Genomic DNA, 18,630 nt, shown 5'->3' on the forward strand with positions numbered 1-18,630 from the left:
AGAGCAGCTGACTCTTAATCAGCGGGTCCGGGGTTCGAGTCCCTGGCGGCGCACAACCTCATGAGAGGCCCTCGCAACTGCGAGGGCCTCTCGTGGTTTTCCGCCACTCAGCCGGTGTCTGCCGCCAAGGCCCTGTCCGGTCACCCGCCGCTCAGCCGCAGCAGCCGTCCCGGCGCATCTGCTCGGCGACCGCGCGCCACTGCGGGGACTCTGCGTCCGACCGCGCCGAGGACCGCCGCCGGCCGGGACCGACGTAAGGCTCCTCCAGCGTCTTGCGGTCATGAATCCGGCCGCCGACCGTGACCTGCGTCACCTTCGCCAGATCGTCGATGCCGGTGAGCGGGTCCCCGGCGACGAGGGCGGTGGCGGGCGAGCCGTCGCGCGGGATCCGCCAGACGATGTTCTGTACCTCGGCGACGAGCGGGGCGGCCGGTCCCGGGCCGGTGGGGGTGGCGGCGCCGTTGGTGGCGGCGGTGAGGCGGAGCCGCGTGGCGCTCTGCGGCGCTGCCCGCGCCGGTGCTTCGGCGGGTGCGGGGACCGCGGCTGCCGCGACGGCGGTTCCGGCGGCGGTCTGCAGGAAATGTCTGCGCGGCATCGACGACACGGGCGTCCCCCCTGGGTCTCGTGGGTCACATTCCTTCCCAACTCGTACCTGGGTGGGGCACGGCCGTCACCAGGGCATGCCTGTAGCGGGGGCAGATCCGGCCATCCGGCGGCAGGGACAGGACGGTGAAGGGCCGCCGTTCGGCTCAGCGGTCCGGCACGTCGCGGCGTCCGTGGTGTTCGTACCGGCGGAGCAGCTCGGCCGTGTCCCGCGAGGTCAGGGTGCGGTAGGCGGCGGCGCCCGGCGGGCGCCACCACACCGGGTCCGGGCAGCGGAAGGCCACGCGGCGCAGGGCCGCGCGGTGGATCTTGTTGGTGGCGGTGAGGGGGAGGCTGGGGACGATACGGACGAAGCGGGGCGGCATCTTGGTGCCGAGGTCGGGCTGGGCGGCGAGGAAGGACGCGAAGGCGGAGGGGTCGAAGACGGTGCCTTCGCGGAGTGCCAGTGCGCACATCACCTGGTCGCCGGCGACCGGGTCGGGGACGGCGTAGACCGCGACGCCCGCGGCGGCCTCCCAGCGGGCCAGGATGTTCTCGATGACCGCGGCGGCGAGGTTCTCGCTGTCGACCCGCAGGCGGTCGTCGGCGCGGCCCGCGAAGTACAGGAAGCCGTCGGGGTCACGGAAGAACAGGTCGCCGGTCCAGTACCAGCCTCCGCGCCGCCGGTCGGCGTCGGCACCGGGGTTGCGCCAGTAGCCCTCGAACGGGTTGCGGCCCCGGTTGACCAGCTCGCCTATCGCGCGGTCGCCGTTGAGCAGGCGGCCCTCGCCCGAGAACCACGCCGCCTCGCACTCCTCGCCGCTCGACGGGTCCACCACCGCGAGGTCGTCCCCGGGCGCGGCACGCCCGATCGCGCCGCGCGGTGTGTCCGGGGTGCGCTGGACCGCCGCGCCGCCCTCCGAGGAGCCGTAACCCTCCACCAGCCGCACCCCGAAGCGGGCCTCGAAGCGGGCGGCGTCCACCGCCCCCGCCTCCGTACCGAAGCCGAGCCGCAGCGGATGATCGCGGTCGTCGGGGTGCTCGGGCGTGGCGAGCAGATACTGCACGGCGCGCCCGACGTAGGTGAAGTACGTGGCGCCGTAGGCCCGTACGTCGTCGAGGAACCCGGACGCCGAGAAGCGGCGCCGCAGGGCGACCGAGGCCCCGGCCACGAGCGCGGGTGCCCAGTCCGCGATCACGGCGTTCCCGTGGAACATGGGCATGCAGATGTAGTGCACGTCCTCAGGTCGCACTCCGAAGTGGCGGACGAGTGACTCCCCCGCCGCCGCGAGCCGCCCCTGGCTGCAGATCGCGGCCTTGGGCGCACCGGTCGAGCCCGAGGTGAAGTAGAGCAGCAGCCGACTGCCGGGCCGCACGGTGGAGACGGTCGCCTCGCCGGGCTTCGCGCCCTCGTACGGCGCGAGGAGGCCGGCGTATGCGTCGCTGTCGGTCACCAGCACCCGCACGCCCGGCAGTTCGAGACCGTCGAGCAGGGGAAGGTGCGCGCGCTCGGTGACCAGCACCCGGCAGTCGGTGTGCAGGATGTCGCGGGCCAGTTCGGCGCCGCGGCGGGTCGGGTTGATGCCGGCGACGGCGGCCCCGGCGAGGGCCGCCGCGCTGAGCCAGAGCGGGAATTCGGCGGTGTTGTCGAGCAGGATGCCGAGGTGTGGCTCGGCTCCCCGGGGGAGCAGTTCCGTGAGCAGCGCGGCCCGCGCGGCGGCGCCTGCGGCGACCTGGTGGTGGCTGAGGACGAGGTCCTCGTGTCTCAGCCCCACCCGGTGGTCGCCCCATTGGCGCTGTACGAGTTCCGCGACGGTCGTAGCGCTCGTGGCCCCTGCCCTTCCCATGACGCCCATGCGCCGCACGGTAACTGACTATGTGTCAGAACTGAACGTCCGAGCAGGCGTAGAAGGCGTTCGGGGTGTCATTGATGGTCCACACCGCCAGGATCAGATGACGGCCGGACTTCGACGGGAGGGTGCCGGAGTGGCTGAGCGTGGTCGGCGGCCGCTGGCCGTTGTAGGGGATGGTCAGGAACGGCTGCGGGTCGAGGGCCGCCCGGGTGAGCGGCTGGCTCGGGTTCCAGCCGTTCCTGGTGATGTAGTACTTGAAGTCGGTCGTCGCGTGATTGGCCGTGAACTGCCACCGGAAGGTGTAGTTCTGCCCCGACGAGACCCTGGTCGTGGGCCATGCACCGCCGCGCGGGTTGTCGAGCTGCGCGAAGCGGCTGTTGCCGCCGGCGCAGATCGTTCCGTCGGCAGGTCCCGCCGCCGGGAAGCCCTTGGGTCCCTCGACGCTCTGGGGTTCCCACTGGATCTCACCGCAGTTGGTCACCGTGCCGTTGGCACAGAGTTTCTGACGGCTGATCGGGGAGTCGGTGTAGCCGTGGCTGCTGGCACTGCCGGTGGCGAGCAGGGACGTCCCCGCCACCACGAGGCCGACCATGGCCGCGCCTATTCGCTTTCGCATCCTGTCGCTCCTGGAGAACGTGGGGGAGTTCTGTGAGCCGTGCTGCGCGCTTGTGCGGTCGTGCGGATTCCGGTCTAGACCAAGTCCCAGATTATTGACGAGCGTTGAACATGTCCAGACCAATCACGAGGCCTCTGCACCGCCCGCCCTGGCAGTGCAGAACGCGACGGTGAGATCGCGTACCAGCGCCTTCCGCTCGTAGTCGTCGAGTTCCACGAGGCCTCGCCTGGTGAGCCGCTGGACGGTGTCGTCCACGGCGTCGACCACCGAGGTGAGCACGGTGTCGCGCTGCTCGGCCTCGATCACGGCGATACGACGGCGGCGCATCGCGGGGGCGACCTCGGGCGCGTACTCGATACGCGTCGGCTGCGCGGAGAAGATGTCGATGCCGACCGGGGCACACTCCGCCGACAGGGTCTTCGTCAGCGAGTCACCGACGGCTTCGGCGTTGCGCAGAGTGGGGATCGGCCCGGAGAAGCCCGAGGTGGCGGGATCCTGGAAGGCGTCGGCGGGGAGCTGGGACAGCACCCGGGCCGTCGCCGCCTCCACCTGCTCCCGCAGATACGCCTCGTGGTCGGCGACACCGAGCACGGCACGGGCCGTGTCCCGGATCCGCCACACCACGAGGACGACCACCTGCAACGACGTGCCGTTCGAGTCGACCGCGGGCATCGGCTCGCTGCGCCAGTGCCGCAGCCGCACGTCGACCCGGCGGCGCAGCAGCAGCGGACTGACCCACATCAGCCCGGTGCGCCGCACACTCCCCCGGTACTCGCCGTACAGCGTCAGCACCCAGGCGTGGCCGGCCCGGCCACGGCCGAGCCCGCCCAGTGAGAAGAGCAAGAGCGAGACGCCGAGCGCGAGCAACGCCCACTGGCCGAACCCCAGGGCGTGGTACGGCCGCTCGGCCAGCCCGAACAGCTCGGTCACCTCCCCGGGAAAGCCCCCGGCCCAGTGCAGCACGGCCGCGCACCCGGTCATGGCGGCGACCCCGGTGAGCAGGGCCGCCCAGCCGGGCAGGACCGGTCCCGGCCGTTCGTTCAGCCGTGGGTCCGCGGGCGGGGCGGGCCGTCGGCTGGGCGCGACGAGGGTCGTCGTGGCCCGTCGTCCGGTGGGCAGGGACACCCGCGCCATCGCGATGGTGTCGGGCCCCCCGTCACCTCCGTCGGCCTTGCCTGCCTTGCCTGCCTTACCTGCCCAGTCCGCCCATTCGCCGCCGTCGGCGGAGCTGTCGCCCGGCCCGGCCGCGGAGCCGTCGGGAGTCCTGGCGGAATCGCGGAAGAGCAGATGCGCGGGAATCGGACCGGTGGTCTCACTCCCGATCACAACAGCCCGCCGCCCGCCCACTCCGCTGAGCTGCCGCTCGAAGACAATGGGCCCCGGCACGCCGTCGCTCGCACCGACGGCCCGCAGTTCGCCGGCCTCCTCCTTGGCCTCCGTGTCGGCCTCAGCCTCAGCCAGTGTCACGGCCACCGTCTCGGCCTCCGCCTTGGTCAGCGACTCGGCCACCGCCTCCGCCTCGGCCACCGTCTCGGCCTCCGCCTTGGCCTCCGTGTCGGCCAGCGTCTCGACCTCCGCCTTGGCCTCCGTGTCGGCCAGCGACTCGGCCTCCGTCTCGGCTGCGGATTCGACCGCGGGCTTGGTCTCGGTCTTGGTCAGGAGTTGGGTCCTGGTCAGGGGCTCGGTCGTGCCGACGGCCTCCGCGGCGGCCCCGACGTGGGCGTCGGCGTCGGCGTGGGCGTGGGGGTTCTCGCCGGGGCAGGGCGGCCCGGCTTCCGCACCGGCGCCCGCCTGACCTGCGAGCACGCCGTACACGCCGACGGCCGCGTACGGCCCGCGCGCGTACCCGTCCGACGGAACGTCGAGTGCGCCGAGCGGGTCGAATGCGTCGAGCGGGTCGAGCGGGTGGAGCGGGCCGAGTGTGTCGAGCGGGTCGAATGCCTCGAACATCTCGGACGGACCGCCGGAACCGACGGAGTCACCGGGACCGGTCGGATCGCCGAGCGCGCCCGAGACCGGAAGTCCCGCCTGGTGCACGGAGACCGACGCGCCTCTCAGCCGGGTGAGCGGGAGGGGCGGACGCGGAGGGTCCTCGGGGTAGGGAGTCATGGGAGTCACCGGAGCCGCCTCCTCGCGGGGTTGGTGCGCATCGAGGTTGTGGTTCATGAGAAGAGCCGCCGCCAGGTGTCGGGGCCGGGGTAGCCGTCGGCCGCTCTGCCGCGCCAGCCCAGGGCGCGCTGGAACGCCTCGACGCCGCGGCGGTCCGACTCGGTCCAGTGCCGGCTGGGAGGGGATGTGTAGTGCTTGCCGAAGCCTCGCTTCACCAGCTGCCGGCCGAGCTTCTCGACGTACGGGTTCGACCGGCCGGGGCGGAAGTGCGCGCGCCCCGGGTAGCCCGGTACGGAGACGGCCGGTCCGGCCGCCCGCACGCGCGGGATGTTCCCGCTCGCGCCGCTCGCGCCGTTCAGGAGCCGGCGCCAGGTGTCCAGTCCGGGCAGGCCGTCCGCCTCCGCGCCCGTCCAGCCCTGCGCACGCTGGAACGCCTGCGTCGCCCGCCGGTCCGCCTCGCTCCAGCGCGGCCCCGGGTCGGATGTGTAGTACTTGCCGAAGCCCTGCGCCACGAGCAATCTCCTGAGCTGGTTGACGTACAAGTTCTCGGTGCCGGGCTCGAACAGGCCCGCGCCCGGGAACAGGCCCGGGAACGGGGCCGGGAGCGCGTCCGGGCTCTGCGCGTCGGCGGTGGTGTCGTCCGTGAGCGCCTTGTAGCGGTAGGCCACATAGCGGTTGGAGTTGGTCCAGTACGCCATCGGCGTGACCCGGTTCCGGGCGTGCGGCTTCGCCTGTTCGTAGGCGAAGTAGTGGGTGTGCGTGAAGTCCGTCCAGCCGCCGAAGATCGTGACGTGCGACCCATTGGACGGATTGTCCGGGTTGTGGAAGAGCAGGATGTCACCGGGCTGCAGATCCTTGCGGTCGATCCGCACACCGAACTGGGCCAGGCTTCCGGTCCATTCGTTGCCCGGCAGGTTCCACGCCATCGAGACGAAGCCCGAGCAGTCCTGCCGGTACCCGTCCGACCAGTACTTGCTCATCGAGTACGGCACCTTGGCGTCCACCCAGAGCTTGGCGCGGCTCATGATGTCGGCGCGCGCCATTCTGCGCAGGTTCGACGTCCCGGCCTGGCCGGGCGCCGGGCGGCCGTGCAGGGGCTCCTGTCCACCCTGCGGGGTGTCCAGCTCCGGTTCCTTGGCCGGCTTCGGTTCCTTGGCCGGCTCCGGTTCCTTGACCGGCTCCGGCTCCTTGACCGGCTTCGGATCCCTGACCGGCTCCGGCTCCTTGACCGGCTTCGGTGCCGGTTCCTTCTGCGGTTCCTTCTGCGGCCCCTTCTCCGGTCCCTTCTCCGGCTCCTTCTCCACGGCGGGACCCCTCGGCCGGACCGCGCCCGCAGGGCCGGTTGTCGCCGGTACTGCCGCTTCGGGTTTTGCGGGCGGGGAGCCGGTGTCCCCCGGGGGAGCCAGCGCACTCGCCGCTCCGCCACTCAGCACCGCTCCCGCCGCGGTGACCAGCACGAGAGCGCGGCGGGCACCGTGCGCGGCGGGGTGCCCGCCGGCCGCCACCGGCAGCGCGCGGGCCAGGGCCCGCCGCTGCTGGGCGCAGCCCGGGCAGGCGCAGTCGGCGGCGGGCTCGTACTCCTCGAACACCGGAACGCTCATCCGTTGCCCCTCCACACTCACCAGACTCATTCGTCATGACAAAGTGCATTTTGACGGAGCAAAGATAAAAAACGACCATCCGACAGGCCGGAACGCTCAAGGAAATGGTCGGGAGCACCCGCGGAGGTCGGGTAAAGTTCTCCAGGTCAGCAGGCGCCGCTAGCTCAGTTGGTTAGAGCAGCTGACTCTTAATCAGCGGGTCCGGGGTTCGAGTCCCTGGCGGCGCACTAGCGATTAGGTCGCTGACCTGGGCGTTCTCGGCTTCCGAGGACGCCCTTTCGCGTTTGTCCGGGCTAGACTCGGCTTCACCCGTACGCGTCAACCCGTCGCTAGCAGGAGAGAACCCTCCCGTGGCCAATGCACTGCAGGTTTTGGTGAAGAGCCGGCTGGAGCGGCAGGGCTGGTCCTACGGTGACGTGGCCCGGCGCGGCGGCATCCCGCGTTCCACCGTGCATCACCTGGCCACCGCCGAGCGAGTGACCCGCATGCCGCAACAGGCCACCCTCGAGGGCCTCGCCAAGGGGCTGGAGCTGCCCCTGGACTCCGTACGCAGGGCCGCCGCCGAAGCCTGCGGGATCCACCTCTACTTCGAGGAACCGGCCGACACCACCGCCGACCCCGAGGTCGCCACCCTCATCGCCAGCGTCCAGCGACTGTCCACGGCCGACCGCCGACACGTCACCGCACTGGTCGAATCCCTCCTGCGCAACGCCACCAACCCCGGCCCCGACACCAGCCCCGACGCCAACGCCGACTCCGACACCGTCCCCGACGCCGGCTGAGCAAGGCTTCGGGCGCTCACCGCTCGCTCAGGGCCCGCAGCCAGCCGATCACGGCGTTCACCGTCCGGTAGTCGAGCTCGGCGATCCGGGCGACGGCATGGGTGTCGGTCAACCGTACGGGGAGACATGCCGCGTCCAACGCACAGTGCAGCATCACCTGGTGTGCCTGCGTCGCCGGCAGATCCTCCCCCACGCGCAGGTAAGGGCGCAGGAATGCGGAGATGGACAGCGGGGGCGTCGGGAATGCTGGATATTCCATGATCGTGCTCCAATCGCTCTCTCATTCAGGCACGAAGCCTCGAAGGCCCGCCGGCACCCTGGATGCCGGCCCGGCGCATCAGGAGCTGCACTGTTCCGCGACTGACCGCGATGCCGTGCCTGAGCGTCATTTCGTCACGAATGCGCCGGTATCCATAGGTCCCGTGCGAAGCGGCGTGGATCGCGGCGATGACTTCGGTGAGCCAGGAGTGGCGGACGGACCGCGCGGACGGAGGGCGGGAGCGCCAGGTGAAGTACCCGGACTCGGTCACTCCCAGGGCACTCGTGGCGACCCGCACGGGCAGACCCTCACAGGCCATCACGTGTACCGCCCCGAATCGCCTTTTGGGGACGTCGCGTCACACAGCAGCTCGGTCGCGCGCCGAAGGACGGCGAGCTCGGTCTCCAGCTCCATGATGCGTTTGCGTGCGGCCTTGAGTTCCGCCCCGCCGTGCGGGACGGACCGCCCGCTCCGGAGGTGCGGCAGGTATCTGCGACGCCACTGGTAGATCGTCCGCTCGCCGAGGCCGAGATCGACGGCGATCTTCTTCACGGGCTCGCCTACAGCGAGCAGGTCGAGGGCCCGACGACGCAGCTCGGGTGGGTGGCTCATGGATGGCCTTCCCTCCGGGAGACGGGAGACGGGAGACAGGAGACGAGAGACGGGAGATACGGGAGACGGGAGACGAGGTCCGGCTGCCGGCTCGGGGATCGGATCCCCGGGCCGGGAGACGCCGAGGTTCGGCACGGAGAAAGGCAGGGCCCGTCCGGCCTGATCGGCCGGACAGGGCCCAGGCTGTCCGGCGGATCGGGCCGGAGCCGCGAGCCGAGCAAGTTCGCCCGGACAGCCCTTAGGGCCTGTCGTTTGGATCAGGCCCTAGTCGATGTGACGCCGCATGGTGACGGTGGGCCGGAAGCTGCTCAGCGGGTTCACGTCCGCGCCACGTGGTGCGGCGGCCACCGCCTCCCTGAGCACGGTCACGACCTCGGCGGCGAGGGAATCGGCGCGGGCCTTGACGACGTGGATCGCCTCGCGGCTCCGCTCCAGTTCGCCCAGCCGCCTTTCGAGCAGCGCCAGTTCGTTCCGGGCCGAGCGGCTCAAGGTGAACGAGTACGGGGTGGAGACGATGAACTGGTAGGCGCCGGCGAACGTCTGGCAGCCCTCGCAGTGGTCGTTGACCGCCCGGCTGGTGTTCGTGGCGTTGAGGTGCGTAATGCTTCCGGTCGTGGTGACGACCTGGAAGGACAGGGCGATCGACCGGCACGGGTTGTCGAGCGAGCAGCCCACCGAGCGGGCGACCGCCTTGTTGCGGGCACCGACGCCGACGCGCGTTCCGAGCTCATGGATCGCGAACTCGTCGTCGTAGTCGACGCGATGCCTGGGGGTGGCCTTCGCATGGGCTTCGTCCACCGCGATGCCGACATGGTGGGTGACCGTCGATGCGGACGATGTCGCTCCGGCCGGGCTCGCGGTGGCGAAGCCGGCCATGCAGGCGGCGGCCAGCATGCCCAGCCGCGCGGCCTTGCGGCCTGCTCGGCTGGTACGTGGCTTTCGGTGCGTCACTGGGTGCTCCTTTGCGGACGTACGGGAGGAATCGGGGTTCTCGATGGGGAGGAGGGGCTGTCAGTCCGGGTCGCTCGGCGACTCCGAGGGTGTCGCCGAGGGCGAAGAGGATCCGGATGGCGTGGGGCTCGGCGTCCCGGGCGAAGAGCTGACACTGGCCGACGGCGACGGTGACGCCGAGGTGCGGCTGATGCTCGGCGTCGGGCTCGTCCGCGGGGGATCCGGAGCGACCTGCACGGGGCTCGCGGACGGGGAGCCGCTCGCGGTGGGGACCTCGCCGGAAGCACTGGCGTCCGGGGTGGGCTCGGACGGGACCGCCTCGGGCGGCGAGCTGGTGGGGGCGAACGAGTCCGGCGGGGCAGGGCTCGGCCGCGCTGCGGCGGGGGCCGGTGCCGTCGGGCGGATCACGGGGACGCCGGGCTGGAGGATGGGGGTGATGGGTGGCTGCCGCGGCAGTACCTCGGGGGTCATGCCGCTCAGCCACGCCGCGCAGAGTGCGCCGGCTCCCGCCACCACGCCGCCCCAGATGGCCAGGCGCAGCCGGGTGTTGCCCTCCGTGGCGCGGGCGGTGGCCCTCACGAGTCGCCCCACCAGGCGTACGGTGAGGTACGCCGCGCCGGCCAGGGGGCAGATGAGCATGAAGCTTCCGACGACGCCGACGAGTCCCGCGGTGATCTGACCGTCGCAGAAGGCGAACCAGGTCCCGCCCAGTTGCTCCGCCAGGGAGCGCAGGCTGGTGCTGAGCAGGCGCGGGAGGTTCCACAGGACGTAACCGAGCTCTGCGGCGATCAGCGGCACCATGGTCAGCACCCAGACCGTGACGATGATCCTCGCGGGACGCTTGAGGGCGGCCACCTCCGGAGGCACCGGACGGCCCGGCCGCATGCTCCGGAGGATGGGCTTGATCTTGCCGAAGAGGTCGGGGATTCCGGCGAGGTCGCCGAGGATGTAGTAGCCGTCCAGCCGGACCACCGGCAGCAGTTGCTCGATGATCTCGAAGTGCACCAGGTAGATCGCGGCGAGGAAGAACGGCTGACCCGTGACGAAGTACGCGCAGGCGAGCCCCAGCACGAAGACGATGTTGAAGTAGACCCCGCCCAGGTCGGTCCGGATCCGGCCGGCCCGCCCGATGCGGTAGACATCGGTGACTTCGGTGTACATCGAGGGCCAGATCAGGAAGAGACCGCAACCGATGCTTCCCGGTCTCGCGCCCCCGTATCTGCATGCCGAGGCGTGGCCGAATTCGTGGAAGACCAGCGAGGCCACGATCAGCACGAAGACGGCAAGCATCAGCACCGGCTGCTCGAGCACCTGCAGCACCGGTTGAATGGCTCCGTGAACGGCGAACAGCCAGAAATCCATGCATACGACTGCCGACAGCACCAGAACCACCACCGGTGTCCGGTGCAGCCATGCGAGCGCCTTCGCGATACGGGCGACCTGCCGCTCGTGGAAGATCACCCGATGGCCCTTGAGGACCAGGAGGAGATCGGTGGTGGGGCCGGCGACCTGGTCGCTCTCCTAGCCGAAGGGGACGGTGACACCGAGCGGTTCGAGCTTCTGCTCAATGAGGTACTCGATGTTGTCCGCACTGACCTCACGCCCGAAGCGGGCGCTGACCCGGTGCGAGATGGTCTCGGTGTCCCGTACGCCGTCGACGGCTTCGGTCACCAGGTAGAGCAACCGGGACAGCTGGACGACCTGCCCGTCTCCTCGGCGGACCAGGTACTTGCGTTCCTTGGAACCGGATCCCTGGTATTCGCCGAGGAGTTGGAGTCCCGCGCCGAGCCGCGGAACGGGAAACAGTATCTCCGTGTATTCATACGAGGGAAACGTTTCGTCCGGGTCGCAGGCCGCCGCCCCCACGGGACCGGGGTGAACCCTTTGGCTTTCGGTCACCGCCCTGCTCTTCCTCCCGGTGCGGACCGCGCCCCCAAGAACGCGGCCCGCACACTTCCGGGCGTTGTTACTGGCTGATGTTGATGGACTGGGTGGCCTCGGACGCCGCGATGGCGTCCGGGGAGTCGAAGTTGGCCGCGAGCGACTCGTTGTGGGCGTTGACGTAGGCGATGCGCTCCGTCACGTTCGTGGTCCTGGTGAAGTTGAACCGGAGCCGGCCCAGGGCCTCGCGACCGGGCAGCAGCTCCGCGGCGGCCTCGGCATTGAGCTGTTCGTCGTTCATGGTGAAACCCTTCTCGGAATGAAGCGCCCGCTACTGGCTGACGCTGATGGACTGGGCGGCCCCGGACGACGCGATGGCGTCCGGGGAGCAGACGTTGGCCGCGAGCGACTCGTTGTGGGCGTTGACGTAGGCGATGCGCTCGCTCACGTTCGTGGTCCTGGTGAAGTTGAACCGGAGCCGGCCCAGGGCCTCGCGACCGGGCAGCAGCTCCGCGGCGGCCTCGGCGTCCAGCTCTCGAATGCCAAGCATGTGGGGTCCTTTGCACGAAGGGCATGGAGGACTGCGTCCGATCCCGAAGGCGTCCATCCATGCCGGACGATCTGTCTGACGAGGTTGGACAGTAGGGCGCCGGGCCACTCCGGACAAGCGACTCGCACATCCCGCTCACCGGCGGCGCGTGCCACACATCCGGGAAACCAGCAGGCGGGAGAGGTGGCGGGTGAGACCGCATCAGACGCCGACGCGTACGCAGCCTCACCCGATCGGCCCAGTCCGGCGCATTCCAACCGGCAACGCCAGGGCCCCCGATGGCTATTCTCTCGTGGCCCGAGGCGGGTCGGACCGCCCGAAGCCTCCGCGAGAGGGGTGCACGTGCTTGTCGTTCCAGGGGCCTCTGCGACCGCCGTCGTCCGCGACAGGACGGGAGAGCCGGTGGTGCTGCTCTCCGGTGAACTCCCCACAGCCCTCACCCCCTCCGGCGTGAACGAGCTGCTGAATCTGGCAGCGGCCGTACTGAGCGCCGAGGAGCTGGCGCTCTTCCGGAGCTGCCTCGCGGCGCTGCGCTACGGCGAAAAACTCGAGGAAAGCCGTATCGAGGTGAGCGGCGCCGTGCTGACCATCTACCGCAACTGACCACGGAACCGACTACGCAAAACACGGGGCGGAATATCTTTCGACACCGGGACTTCCAGCAGCCCGGCCCCACCTGAACGGCAAACAAGGCAAATTCTTCAACGCGCAACACGGTGCACCGTCGAAGCCTTTTCGCAAAACCGGCGAAGTCCGCAACCGACCTCCAACACACCGCAGTTCAGTCACTCCGGCGAGTGTTTCCCGGCATCACCTTCCGCAATTCCTGACATCTTCATGAGCAAAGCTCAGGGCAGCTTTTCGGCGCGCCGCGTGCAGAAGTCGGCCATGCGCCGACAAGCCCTCACGGCCCGATTTCACGAATGAGCCGAGTACGGGTTCCGAGTAACGTCCGGAGGGCCACAGGAAATCCATCGAACCGAGGAGAAACGTGGTGAGAAATTTCGCGCGCGCCGCTGCGACGGCGGCCCTGACCGTGACCGCGATCGTCATCCCCCTGACGGGCACGGCCATGGCCGCCCCGACCCATTCGCCTGTGACGGTGAACAGCGCTCGCCACTTCGACGACTGGTGCGGCGACTTCGACCACCGGCGGCACCGGCACCACGGCTGGGACCGCCGCTGGAACCGGTGGGGCGATGACTGCCGCCACCGCTGGGACCGCTGGGACCGCCGCGGTACGCACAGGGCGTACTGGCACAACTCCTATGGGAGGTACCGCAACCACGACGGGTACAGGTGGGACTACGAGAGAGACTGCTATCGCCCCTTCTGATCCGGCTTGATCCGGTCTCGCTCGGGCCGGAACCGAGCAAGGGCTCCCGGGAGGACTCCCGGGAGCCCTGTGCTGTTCCGCGGTCAGCTGCGGTAGATGGTCAGCACGGCGCCGCTCACCTCGATACGCCTTTCCTCGAGTCTTTCGCCGTAGCGCAGCGCCGCGAGGCAGCTCCGGAAGAGCGCCAGCTCCTCGGCGCTCAGTACGGCCGCTGCCAGATTCAGCAGCTCGTTCACGCCGGAGGGGGTGAGGGCTGTGGGGAGTTCACCGGAGAGCAGCACCACCGGCTCTCCCGTCCTGTCGCGGACGACGGCGGTCGCAGAGGCCCCTGGAACGACAAGCACGTGCACCCCTCTCGCGGAGGCCCCGGGCGGTTCATCCCACCCGCGGGGGAGAGGATAGCCCCAATCAAGCCCATTTCTAGCCTGATCTACTGTTTCGCCAGGACATATGCATCACTGGATATGTCCTGGGCACCGCCGACCCGAAGTCGCCGGTCAAGAGTGCTCGCAGGAGCCGAAGTCCCCGGTCAAGAGTGTTCGCGGGAACCGGAGTCGGCGTTGGCGTCGGGGCTGGTGTCGGGGCCGGGGTTGGTGGCGTTGCGCAGGAGGGATTCGACCAGTGCGGTGACGTGTCGGCGGTCGGCCGTGGACAGTCGCTGGACGCTGGCGATGAGGGTGGCGACCTCGGGGTCGGCGGTGGTGTCGGCCGGTTCCTCGAAGTAGAGGTGGATCCCGCAGGCTTCGGCGGCGGCCCTGCGTACGGAGTCCAGGGGCAGCTCCAGCCCCTTGGCGAGGCCCTCTAGGGTGGCCTGTTGCGGCATGCGGGTCACTCGCTCGACGGTGGCCAGGTGATGCACGGTGGAACGCGGGATGCCGCCGCGCCGGGCCACGTCACCGTAGGACCAGCCCTGCTGCTCCAGCCGGCTCTTCACCAAAACCTGCAGTGCATTGGCCACGCGAGAGATTCTTCCTTCTGACACGCCGGTTGGCCAAAACTCCCGTACCCGACTTGCAGGGAGGCACCGGACAAGCTAGCGTCCAACCCGTCCGGACAATTCGTCCGAGGGTGTTGGACATTGGGCTCCACGGTCGCCTCCGCTGCCGCAACACAACCCATGGGTTCAACGCTTCACGCCATGGCGGGTCACGGCCCGGCGCGGGTCCGCCCGTCCCGGCGCCCTTGCGATCACGGCCCCTCTCCGAGAACCTGTTCTGGAGTCCGCCGCCCCCCATGGGAGGGCGACGGACTCAAACAGTTACCACTTGGGGGAGTTCGAGCGGGATTCTCCGGTTGCTTCGACCACGGGGTGGGGGCCCCGTTCACGAACGGATGCCGCGACCGGCATCATGCAACCGGAAGGCCTCCGTTTCTTGTCTACGGGGACGGCGGCCTGCCATTGATGCGTCCGGGACGGCTGGCCAAGGGGAGCCCCGGTCCGGACCACATGACCGAACGATCACGCAGCCAGCAGGCGTGCGGGGGGATGACTCATGACGTCGACGCCGAACGGCGCCCGGCAGCAGGACAACGACCCTTCCCGGACCACTCAGCTTCGGGTTCCCCGGCAGCTCATGACGGGAGGGCACCGGCTGCGCCCCAAGAAGGCGCTGCCACGGTACGACTACGAGCACTACAGCCGGCTCGCCGGCCCGCTCACCCAGCCCGACCCTTCGAAACCGTACAAGGTGCAGTACCGCTCCCTGCTCTCGCAGGAGCCGCACCGCATCCGGGCCGCGCTGCTCCTCGGTGCCGCGCCGCTCGTCTCGCTGGGCCTCTTCGCCTGGCTGATGCAGCCGCAGCACTGGACCGAGCGCGACCCGAACCTCAAGAACGACCTCCTCCTGTGGCTCGACGTCGTCATGCTCGTCTCGATCGGCCTGATCGAGCTCTTCCGCACGATGAACGTGCTGTCGAACGCGCACGCGACGCTGGTCGCCCGTGACCCCGTCCCGGTCGTGCCGGAGAGCGGCACCCGGGTCGCCTTCCTCACCTCCTTCGTGCCGGGCAAGGAGCCCCTGGAGATGGTGACGAAGACGCTGGAGGCCGCGGTCAGGATCCGGCACCGCGGGCTCATGCACGTCTGGCTGCTCGACGAGGGCGACGACCCGGCCGTCAAGGAGGTCTGCGCCCGCCTCGGGGTCCACCACTTCTCCCGCAAGGGCGTCGCCAAGTGGAACCAGGCGAAGGGCCCCCACCGGGCCAAGACCAAGCACGGCAACTACAACGCGTGGCTGGAAGCCCACGGCGGCAACTACGACTTCTTCGCGTCCGTCGACACCGACCACGTACCGCTGCCGAACTATCTGGAGCGGATGCTCGGATACTTCCGCGACCCGGACGTCGGCTTCGTCATCGGCCCGCAGGTCTACGGCAACTACGACACGTTCGTCACCAAGGCCGCCGAGTCCCAGCAGTTCCTCTTCCACGCGCTGATCCAGCGCGCGGGCAACCGCTACGGCGCACCCATGTTCGTCGGCACCTCGAACGCCGTCCGGATCTCCGCGCTCAAACAGATCGGCGGTCTGTACGACTCGATCACCGAGGACATGGCGACGGGCTTCGAGATCCACCGCCACCGCAACCCCGGGACCGGCAACAAGTGGCGCTCCGTCTACACCCCGGACGTACTGGCCGTCGGTGAGGGCCCGACCGCCTGGACCGACTTCTTCACCCAGCAGCTGCGCTGGTCGCGCGGTACGTACGAGACGATCCTCAAGCAGTACTGGAAGGGCTTCGGGACGCTGCCGCCCGGAAAGCTCTTCAACTACACGATGATGATCATCTTCTATCCGATGTCCGCCCTCAACTGGATCCTGGCGGCGCTGAGCTGCGCCCTGTTCCTGGGCATGGGCGCCTCGGGTGTGCAGATCGACCCGGCGATATGGATGATGCTGTACGGCAACGCCTCGGCGCTGCAGATCGGCCTCTACATCTGGAACCGCCGCCACAACGTCTCACCGCACGAGCCGGAGGGCTCTGGCGGCCTCGCCGGCATGGTGATGTCCGCGCTCTCCGCGCCGATCTACGCCCGCTCGCTGATGGACGCCGTACTGCGCCGCAAGAGCAGCTTCGTGGTGACTCCCAAGGGCGACTCGTCCAGCCCGGACACCCTCTTCGGCACGTTCCGCATCCACCTCTTCTTCATCCTGGTCTTCGGCGGCTCGCTCGGCTCCTCGTTCTACTTCGGGCACGACCACCCCGCGATGATCACCTGGGCCGCTCTGGCCCTGCTGATCACGGCGGCGCCCATCTTCGCCTGGCGGCACGGAATCCGCGAGGAGAAGAAGAAGCGGAAGGGGCGGCGTCGCGCCCCGCGCGGCGGGGCCCCCGGGCCGGTGCCGCCGGCCGCCCATGAGCCGCAGCAGAAGCCCAATTGGGCCCCCGCCGACCAGACCATGCAGATCGCCCTTGGGGGACGTAAGAAATGAGCGCACTTCCCGTCCGGCCGAACTACCGAAAGAACCGGGCCCGGCGGATTTTGATAGGCGTGGCGGTCGTGGCGGTGATCGCCGGGTTCAACGGGCCGGCCCTCTATCGGTACGGCTCGGAGCAGTATCACGAGTACACGATCAACAAGCCCGAGTACAAGGCCGAGAACGGCCACTGGGACTTCCTCGACGTCCCCTCCGAGTACAAGATCAACACGATCCACGCGGCCCTGCTGCACACCGGCAAGGTGCTGCTCATCGCCGGCTCCGGCAACAACCAGAAGAACTTCGACGCGAAGAAGTTCGAGTCGGTGCTGTGGGACCCCAAGACCAATGACTTCAAGCTGATACCGACGCCCAAGGACATGTTCTGCTCGGGACACACCCAGCTGCCCGACGGGAAGCTGCTGGTCGCGGGCGGCACCAAGCGGTACGAGAAGCTCAAGGGCGATGTCACCAAGGCCGGCGGCCTGATGATCGTCCACAACGAGGACCCGGACAAGCCGATCACCCTGCCCGCGGGCACGAAGTTCACGGGCAAGGAGAACGGCAAGACGTTCGTCTCCAGGGACCCGGTGCTGGTCGAGAAGGCGAAGAAGGTCTTCGACCCGCAGACCGGCCGGTTCCTGCGGACCGAGGCAGGCCTCGGCCGTATCTACGTCGAGGCCGAGGAGTCCGGGAAGGCGCACGAGACCGGCACCGAGGACAACTACCGGGTGCACGGCCTCAAGGGCTCCGACAGCCGCAATGTCTACGGCATCGCGCAGAAGCTCGCCCTCGACAAGAAGGACTTCCAGGGCATCAAGGAGGCCTACGAGTTCGACCCGGTCGCGGAGAAGTACATCACCGTCGACCCGATGAACGAGGCCCGCTGGTACCCGACGCTCACCACGCTCAAGGACGGCAAGGTCCTCTCCCTCTCCGGTCTGGACGAGATCGGGCAGATCGTCCCCGGCAAGGACGAGATCTACGACCCGAAGACGAAGAAGTGGGAGTACACGGGGATCGAGCGCCGCTTCCCGACGTACCCGGCGATCTTCCTGTTGGACAACGGCAAGCTCTTCTATTCGGGTTCGAACGCCGGATACGGTCCGGCCAACGTCGGCCGGGACCCGGGCGTCTGGGACCTGGAGACGAACAAGTTCAAGAAGATCCCCGGGCTGAGCGACCCGGACCAGATGGAGACCTCCGCGACGGTGATGCTGCCGCCCGCCCAGGACCAGCGGTTCATGGTCATCGGCGGTGGCGGGGTCGGCGAGTCCGAGAAGTCCAGCGAGAAGTCCCGGCTGGTCGACCTCAAGGACCCGAACCCCCGCTTCAAGGACGGCGCTTCGCTGGACAAGGGCACCCGCTACCCGAGCGCCTCGCTGCTGCCCGACGACAGTGTGCTGGTCACCGGCGGCTCCGAGGACTACCGCGGGCGCGGCGGCTCCAACGTCCTGGAGGCGAGGACGTACGACCCGAAGTCGGGCACGTACAAGCGGGTGGCCGACCCGCGGGTGGGCCGCAACTACCACTCGGGGTCGGTGCTGCTGCCCGACGGCCGGTTGATGATCTTCGGCTCCGACTCGCTCTTCGCCGACGACGCCAACACGAAGCCGGGCGTCTTCGAGCAGCGGATCGAGATCTACACGCCGCCGTATCTCTACCGGGACGCCCGGCCGGAGATCGGCCAAGGCCCGAAGAAGATCAAGCGCGGCGGGTCGGGCATGTTCAAGAGCCCGCAGGCGGCGAAGCTCAGGACGGCCAAGCTGATGCGGCCCAGCGCGGTCACGCATGTCACCGATGTCGACCAGCGTTCCATCGCACTGGACATGACGAAGACAGCGGACGGTTTCCGGGTCACCGTGCCGAAGAACCGCTCCCTGGTGCCGTCGGGCTGGTACATGCTGTTCGTGACGGACGACAAGGGCACGCCCTCGGAGGGCGTGTGGGTGGAGGTCCCGTAGGGGTCGTCCTTCCCCTCCCCGCCCCTTCCCGAACTGGGGCTCTGCCCCAGACCCCGCGCCTCAATCTCCCCCTACGCCCTGCGGGCGTGGGGGGACCCCCAGCGGGGCTCCATTGGAG

General features: G+C 69.4%; 20 protein-coding genes and 1 tRNA gene. 6 read left to right on the plus strand and 15 right to left on the minus strand.

What is annotated here, in order from left to right; all coding sequences use genetic code 11:
• Window positions 1–151: 151 nt before the first annotated feature.
• The 5 genes from ACWGI8_RS19460 to ACWGI8_RS19480 form a co-directional block, all read right to left on the minus strand.
• Entirely contained in the window at window positions 152–595 is a 444-nt protein-coding gene (locus ACWGI8_RS19460; protein ID WP_453662454.1) for a hypothetical protein, read from the minus strand.
• 154 nt (window positions 596–749) lie between these two features.
• On the minus strand, window positions 750–2,438 hold the full coding sequence (locus ACWGI8_RS19465) for an AMP-binding protein (RefSeq protein WP_453662455.1): 1,689 nt from the start codon (window positions 2,436–2,438) through the stop codon (window positions 750–752).
• A gap of 25 nt (window positions 2,439–2,463) precedes the next feature.
• Window positions 2,464–3,051 (minus strand): lytic polysaccharide monooxygenase auxiliary activity family 9 protein, encoded by a 588-nt coding sequence (locus ACWGI8_RS19470; protein ID WP_453662456.1) that lies wholly within the window; start codon window positions 3,049–3,051, stop codon window positions 2,464–2,466.
• Between the two features lie 123 nt (window positions 3,052–3,174).
• Window positions 3,175–5,160: an SPFH domain-containing protein gene (locus tag ACWGI8_RS19475; RefSeq protein WP_453662478.1), complete on the minus strand. Its 1,986-nt coding sequence runs from the start codon at window positions 5,158–5,160 to the stop codon at window positions 3,175–3,177.
• A 53-nt stretch (window positions 5,161–5,213) separates the two neighbouring features.
• Window positions 5,214–6,761, minus strand: a complete 1,548-nt coding sequence (locus ACWGI8_RS19480; protein WP_453662458.1) for a peptidoglycan-binding protein — start codon at window positions 6,759–6,761, stop codon at window positions 5,214–5,216.
• 153 nt (window positions 6,762–6,914) lie between these two features.
• Here ACWGI8_RS19480 and ACWGI8_RS19485 point away from each other — a divergent pair.
• A tRNA-Lys gene (locus tag ACWGI8_RS19485) sits at window positions 6,915–6,988 on the plus strand.
• Window positions 6,989–7,111: 123 nt separating this feature from the next.
• Window positions 7,112–7,543, plus strand: coding sequence for a helix-turn-helix domain-containing protein (locus ACWGI8_RS19490; protein ID WP_453662459.1), 432 nt, complete (start codon window positions 7,112–7,114; stop codon window positions 7,541–7,543).
• Window positions 7,544–7,559: 16 nt separating this feature from the next.
• Here the strand turns inward: ACWGI8_RS19490 and ACWGI8_RS19495 are convergent, their stop codons facing one another.
• The 8 genes from ACWGI8_RS19495 to ACWGI8_RS19530 all read right to left on the minus strand — a co-directional run bounded on the left by ACWGI8_RS19495 (window position 7,560) and on the right by ACWGI8_RS19530 (window position 11,796).
• Window positions 7,560–7,802: a hypothetical protein gene (locus tag ACWGI8_RS19495; RefSeq protein ID WP_453662461.1), complete on the minus strand. Its 243-nt coding sequence runs from the start codon at window positions 7,800–7,802 to the stop codon at window positions 7,560–7,562.
• Window positions 7,803–7,827: 25 nt separating this feature from the next.
• Window positions 7,828–8,121 (minus strand): IS3 family transposase, encoded by a 294-nt coding sequence (locus tag ACWGI8_RS19500; RefSeq protein ID WP_453662462.1) that lies wholly within the window; start codon window positions 8,119–8,121, stop codon window positions 7,828–7,830.
• Window positions 8,121–8,414 carry a transposase gene (locus ACWGI8_RS19505; RefSeq protein ID WP_453662463.1) on the minus strand — a complete coding sequence of 98 codons (294 nt, stop codon included), beginning with the start codon at window positions 8,412–8,414 and terminating at the stop codon, window positions 8,121–8,123. The genes ACWGI8_RS19500 and ACWGI8_RS19505 overlap by 1 nt, the downstream gene beginning before the upstream one ends.
• 264 nt (window positions 8,415–8,678) lie before the next feature.
• Window positions 8,679–9,365, minus strand: coding sequence for a hypothetical protein (locus ACWGI8_RS19510; protein WP_453662464.1), 687 nt, complete (start codon window positions 9,363–9,365; stop codon window positions 8,679–8,681).
• A gap of 60 nt (window positions 9,366–9,425) precedes the next feature.
• Window positions 9,426–10,826 carry a hypothetical protein gene (locus ACWGI8_RS19515; RefSeq protein ID WP_453662466.1) on the minus strand — a complete coding sequence of 467 codons (1,401 nt, stop codon included), beginning with the start codon at window positions 10,824–10,826 and terminating at the stop codon, window positions 9,426–9,428.
• 60 nt (window positions 10,827–10,886) lie between these two features.
• A complete protein-coding gene (locus tag ACWGI8_RS19520; protein WP_453662467.1) occupies window positions 10,887–11,264 on the minus strand; it encodes a hypothetical protein in 378 nt (125 codons plus the stop codon).
• A gap of 67 nt (window positions 11,265–11,331) precedes the next feature.
• A complete protein-coding gene (locus tag ACWGI8_RS19525) occupies window positions 11,332–11,547 on the minus strand; it encodes a hypothetical protein (RefSeq protein ID WP_453662468.1) in 216 nt (71 codons plus the stop codon).
• A gap of 30 nt (window positions 11,548–11,577) precedes the next feature.
• Complete coding sequence (locus ACWGI8_RS19530; RefSeq protein ID WP_453662469.1) at window positions 11,578–11,796, minus strand: hypothetical protein; 219 nt, start codon at window positions 11,794–11,796, stop codon at window positions 11,578–11,580.
• A gap of 342 nt (window positions 11,797–12,138) precedes the next feature.
• On the opposite strand from ACWGI8_RS19530, the gene ACWGI8_RS19535 reads away from it, so the two are divergent.
• Together ACWGI8_RS19535 and ACWGI8_RS19540 are read left to right on the plus strand one after the other, a co-directional pair.
• Window positions 12,139–12,399 carry a hypothetical protein gene (locus ACWGI8_RS19535; RefSeq protein ID WP_453662470.1) on the plus strand — a complete coding sequence of 87 codons (261 nt, stop codon included), beginning with the start codon at window positions 12,139–12,141 and terminating at the stop codon, window positions 12,397–12,399.
• Window positions 12,400–12,790: 391 nt separating this feature from the next.
• Complete coding sequence (locus ACWGI8_RS19540) at window positions 12,791–13,132, plus strand: hypothetical protein (RefSeq protein WP_453662472.1); 342 nt, start codon at window positions 12,791–12,793, stop codon at window positions 13,130–13,132.
• Between the two features lie 83 nt (window positions 13,133–13,215).
• Here the strand turns inward: ACWGI8_RS19540 and ACWGI8_RS19545 are convergent, their stop codons facing one another.
• Together ACWGI8_RS19545 and ACWGI8_RS19550 are read right to left on the minus strand one after the other, a co-directional pair.
• Complete coding sequence (locus ACWGI8_RS19545) at window positions 13,216–13,476, minus strand: hypothetical protein (RefSeq protein WP_453662474.1); 261 nt, start codon at window positions 13,474–13,476, stop codon at window positions 13,216–13,218.
• A gap of 185 nt (window positions 13,477–13,661) precedes the next feature.
• Window positions 13,662–14,090 (minus strand): helix-turn-helix domain-containing protein, encoded by a 429-nt coding sequence (locus tag ACWGI8_RS19550; RefSeq protein WP_453662475.1) that lies wholly within the window; start codon window positions 14,088–14,090, stop codon window positions 13,662–13,664.
• Window positions 14,091–14,625: 535 nt separating this feature from the next.
• On the opposite strand from ACWGI8_RS19550, the gene ACWGI8_RS19555 reads away from it, so the two are divergent.
• Together ACWGI8_RS19555 and ACWGI8_RS19560 are read left to right on the plus strand one after the other, a co-directional pair.
• Entirely contained in the window at window positions 14,626–16,563 is a 1,938-nt protein-coding gene (locus ACWGI8_RS19555) for a glycosyltransferase family 2 protein (protein WP_453662476.1), read from the plus strand.
• Window positions 16,560–18,512, plus strand: a complete 1,953-nt coding sequence (locus ACWGI8_RS19560) for a galactose oxidase-like domain-containing protein (RefSeq protein ID WP_453662477.1) — start codon at window positions 16,560–16,562, stop codon at window positions 18,510–18,512. Before ACWGI8_RS19555 ends, ACWGI8_RS19560 begins: the two co-directional genes overlap by 4 nt.
• The last annotated feature ends 118 nt before the right edge of the window (window positions 18,513–18,630 follow it).

Source organism: Streptomyces sp. NPDC054841 (assembly GCF_053611045.1).